1 protein-coding gene is annotated in these 568 nt (G+C 46.0%); it reads right to left on the bottom strand.

Going from position 1 to position 568, the window contains the following annotated elements:
* Nucleotides 1-387: 387 nt before the first annotated feature.
* Nucleotides 388-568, bottom strand: a 181-nt coding sequence (locus tag N1032_RS26950; RefSeq protein ID WP_259543762.1) for a hypothetical protein, incomplete at its 5' end; no start/stop codon positions are given.

Genomic DNA, 568 nt, shown 5'->3' with positions numbered 1-568 from the left:
CCCACTAACCGATTAGTCATTACTGATGTTGGTTGATTCATCCAATACTCAATACCGGTGCTTGGATGGGTAGGTCTGCCAGTACAGAAATGAGGAACTCCATCAGGACAGCCACAAGCAGGGCAACCTGAGCGGCGTGGAGTAAGCTGATAGCGTTTCATCAACTCGTCCAAGCTGGTAGGCTGTTTAACAGTATTCTGGTTACTGGGTTCTTGCTTAGGGGTGGAAGCACGTTTCTGAGCCCCTAGGAAGCGTTCTACGGCGTCTTTGAGGACAGTCAATGCAACTGGGTCACTTGCAGTCTTAGCGTAGCGTAGGGCCAATTCTAAGTGCTGTACGTCCATGTTTAATCTCCATAAAAAAGGGAGCCGTAGCTCCCCTCTTAAATTAACTTGAGTGTACGTCAGTACCTTCAACTACTAAGTCTTCAGTACCTTCTACTACTTTATCCACATCACGTTCAATGTCATTTTCATCAACAACATCTTCCAGTGCGATTGGTTTAGTTTCATCCACGATGTCTTCATCAGTGACACCAGCAATCTGAGGTTCTTCAATTGCCAGAATT

Origin of the sequence: Herbiconiux daphne (genome assembly GCF_024979295.1) — a bacterium.
Taxonomy (GTDB): Bacteria; Actinomycetota; Actinomycetes; order Actinomycetales; family Microbacteriaceae; genus Herbiconiux; species Herbiconiux daphnes.
This window is presented reverse-complemented; position numbering and strand designations above follow the sequence as displayed.